This is a genomic window from Protofrankia sp. Cr1 (assembly GCF_963555865.1).
Classification (GTDB): domain Bacteria; phylum Actinomycetota; class Actinomycetes; order Frankiales; family Frankiaceae; genus Protofrankia.
The window spans coordinates 1,018-4,323 of record NZ_CAUVXO010000184.1 but is presented as its reverse complement, the minus strand read 5'-3'; the positions used below and the strand labels follow the sequence as shown (position 1 = coordinate 4,323).

The window sequence follows — 3,306 nt, the reverse complement described above, 5'->3', positions numbered from 1 at the left end:
GACCACGACCGCCTTCGCGGTCGGCTGGGGGTTGTTCGGGTTGGCGCCCATCAAGCCGCTGTCCGGCGCCGGCCCGCCCCTGTCCCTGTCGGAGGCGGCCATCCGGATCGCGCTGTCAGCGCTGTTCGTGGCCGCATCCATGCTCGGCATCGCCGGCGTGGGACTGTTTCTGTCGGTGGTCACCTCGACGCCGCTCGCGGCCACGCTTGGCGCACTCGGCGTCCTGGTCACCGCGGGAGTGCTCGACCAGCTCCCGGCCGCCGCAGCCATCCAGCCGTACCTGCCGACCCACTACTGGATGGGGTTCATCGACCTGTTCCGCGATCCGGTGAGCTGGGTGAACATCAGACGTGGGCTGGCCCTCGAGGGCTGCTACGGCGCGGCGATGGTCATCCTTGCCCGGATTGTCTTCGGAACCCGGGACATCACGAGCTGACAGCTGTCATGCGCTGACCGCGGTCCCGAGGTGGTGGCCCTCACGAGCTGACGCGGCCCGCTGCGGCGGCTTGGCGGCTACCGGCGCGCGTCCGCAGCGGGTCCGGTCCGATGATCGCCGCGAACCGGCGCAGATACTCGTACTCGAGGCTCAGCATCCGCGCGGTGTGTGTGTCGAACGCATCCCTGGTGCCGTGCAGGAATGCATCGTGGCGGGTCGCGTGCAGCTGGTCCACCTCGCGGACGAGATCCTCGTCCGACAGTTGGGCCGCCGGGATGCCTTCGGGACGGTGCTTCATACCGACTGGCATACCCACTCCGGCGGGGCCGGTCACCTGTCTGTCACCACCAGAGCGGATCCAGATCCGCCAGGACGACGGCGGCGAGGTCGGTGAGGTCGCGTTCCACCCGGTTCTGACGCAGATACGCACTGAGATCGGCGACGCGCCGGGCGTACCCGCGATCGGCGCACAACGGGCCGGGGCCGAGCGCGCGCCCCACCCGGTCGAGGACCTCGGTCGCGCCTGCCTCGATGTTCGCTCGCACCCGTAGCGCGCGCCTGCGTGCGGACCCACCGACATCATCGGGATCGGCGTCCATGTCGCGGGCTGCTGTCTCCAGGACGCAGCGCATCGCCATCAGGACCGCATCCACGCGACCCAGGTGTTCCAGCGCGTGGATGTCGAGGCGCCGGTCGGTGCGGCCGGTGCGGCCGGTTCGGTCGGTTCGGTCGGTTCGGCCGGCGAGATGACCCGCCTCTCCTTCGTGATCGGTGTGGCCGGCGGCGAACAGCGTTCGGGCGACACCTGTCGCGCCGCCGAACCAACATGCCGCGATATCCACTCTGGTATGCCAGAAGATCGGCTGGTCGAGGTATGCCGCGTCCGGATCGGACCCGCCGGTCGAACCGGTCGACTCGGTCGACCAACCAGACTCACCCACCGGGATGGCGGGTGCCCCGTCGAACAGGACGGTCGCGGTGTCCGCGCCGGTCATCGCCTGGGACGCCGATCCGTCTGATCCCGCTGTTGCCACGGCAACGTTGCGCTCATTGAGCCGGACGGCGAACAGCCCGATCGTGCCTTCGCGCGTCTCTTCGCCGCCGTCCGTGATGACTCTGGCCGCGACCAGCGCGTGGGTGAGCACGCGCGCACCCGGGCAGGATGACCTGACGCCATGTATTGTCCAGCCGCCACGACCTCGACGGGCGACCAGCGAACCGATCGGCTCCTCCGTCGCCCACAACCCCCATCGATGATCATGTTCGGGTGCCGGCCCAGCCGAATCAATCAGGATCGCCGCTGCGCTGGTGTGGGCCTGTGCGAGTCGAGCCAGCGTGACGTCGAAGGCGGCGAGATCGGCGAGCGCACGCCAACGCGCAGCGGTGGCACCCGCCGCGGGCAGCGGAAGATCAAGCCGTCCGGACGCGATAAGCGCTGCGAATGCCCCACCTACCCTCGCGGGAGGGTACGGCCTTCCCATCGGCGTCCGGCCGGTGGCCGTACCGATTGGCCGCCCCGGGACGTCCAGTGGAACGTCACATGGAACGTCCACAGGCATGGCCAGGGGAATGTCCAGCGACGCGGCAATCGGGAGGCTTGTTATCATCAGAATTCACCCCAGGTCATGCGCGCGGGCGGCTGTTCGGCGGTGACAGCGGCAGTTGGTGCCAATGGCTGCCCGTGCGTGTCACCCATGCGTCGGACGGTCATGCCCTGGTTGCTCTCCCATCCCGCAACCGCCAAACATGACTTGCCGAAAATGCTGTAGGTACAGGAGGTGCAGTATGTGCTGCAATATCAGCATTTATACGTCATGATGGGCACCGGTAGTTGCCATCTGATCTGCCGGCCACCGCACCCGGATGTGCGGATGGGAGCCTGGGGGGCATCATTCCAGGGCAACACGTTTCTGTGGGAAGGGAGACCGTGATGGTCGACGCCCATGCCGCGGTGGAGGGGTTCCGCCCGAGCAGTAACGGGCTGCCCTTCACCAACGATTTTCCAAGGCAGCCCGTGCTGAAGATTAATCTTCCAGGTGTCGGGCCGGTACCGATCGGTGACGCCAGTCGCGGTTTGTGCGGTGGCATGATCTACACGACGCGTGATCTTTTCGAGGCGAAGCTGACTCCACCGGTGTTGAAGGAACCACCTGCGCCGGACTCACCGCTGTACCGCTACATCGTCCGCCGGCTGTTCGACAGCTTCGACATCCCGCGTGGCGTCGCGCGCTACTACCAGCTCATGGCCACTCCGGATGCGGACACGACCCGGTCCTCGCTGACGCTGCGCGGTTCCGGGCGCATCACGGTCGTGAACGAGTGGCCGCGGGTTCGGCTCGACCTCGACCGCGGCGTCCTGGCCCCGCTCGGTGTCATCACGCTGCGCTCCTACGATCCGTTCCAGCTTGGGTCCAGCCATCAGCTCCTGGCATACGCCTACGAACAGCGACGAACCGCGGTCACGCTCCGGGTCTACGATCCGAACACACCCGTGGAGCACGCCGACGACGTGACGCTGTCGTTCGACGTGGCGTACCCGACCGGACCGGTCCCGATCGCACACAACCTGGCCATCGGCGGACGTCGGGTACGGGCCTTCTTCCTCTCCCGCTACCGCTGGGCGAACCCGCTGCCGGCGCTGGCCGACGCCTGAGGGCCGCCGGGCCACGTGAGGGAGGTGCCCAAGCGATCTGGAACCCGTTTGTCGCCAGCGGCCCGTCACCTCTATGCTTGCAGTGGTCCCAACGGTAGACGTTCTGGGTAAGTTGTAGATCAAGCCTGGTCGTCGTCGCCCGCCCCCATCGTCTAGCGGCCTAGGACATCGCCCTTTCAAGGCGGTAGCACGGGTTCGAATCCCGTTGGGGGCACCA

General features: G+C 67.5%; 3 protein-coding genes, 1 tRNA gene and 1 pseudogene. 3 read left to right on the top strand and 2 right to left on the bottom strand.

What is annotated here, in order from left to right:
* Positions 1–436, top strand: a pseudogene (locus U9980_RS15235) (ABC transporter permease); the annotation flags it as partial.
* A 40-nt stretch (positions 437–476) separates the two neighbouring features.
* Here the strand turns inward: U9980_RS15235 and U9980_RS15230 are convergent.
* A complete protein-coding gene (locus U9980_RS15230; protein ID WP_322760094.1) occupies positions 477–734 on the bottom strand; it encodes a DUF6158 family protein in 258 nt (85 codons plus the stop codon).
* 43 nt (positions 735–777) lie between these two features.
* Positions 778–2,043 carry an acyl-CoA dehydrogenase gene (locus tag U9980_RS15225; RefSeq protein ID WP_322768513.1) on the bottom strand — a complete coding sequence of 422 codons (1,266 nt, stop codon included), beginning with the start codon at positions 2,041–2,043 and terminating at the stop codon, positions 778–780.
* A 323-nt stretch (positions 2,044–2,366) separates the two neighbouring features.
* On the opposite strand from U9980_RS15225, the gene U9980_RS15220 reads away from it, so the two are divergent.
* Both U9980_RS15220 and U9980_RS15215 read left to right on the top strand, forming a co-directional pair.
* Positions 2,367–3,089: a hypothetical protein gene (locus tag U9980_RS15220; RefSeq protein WP_322749579.1), complete on the top strand. Its 723-nt coding sequence runs from the start codon at positions 2,367–2,369 to the stop codon at positions 3,087–3,089.
* A gap of 141 nt (positions 3,090–3,230) precedes the next feature.
* Positions 3,231–3,306, top strand: a tRNA-Glu gene (locus U9980_RS15215).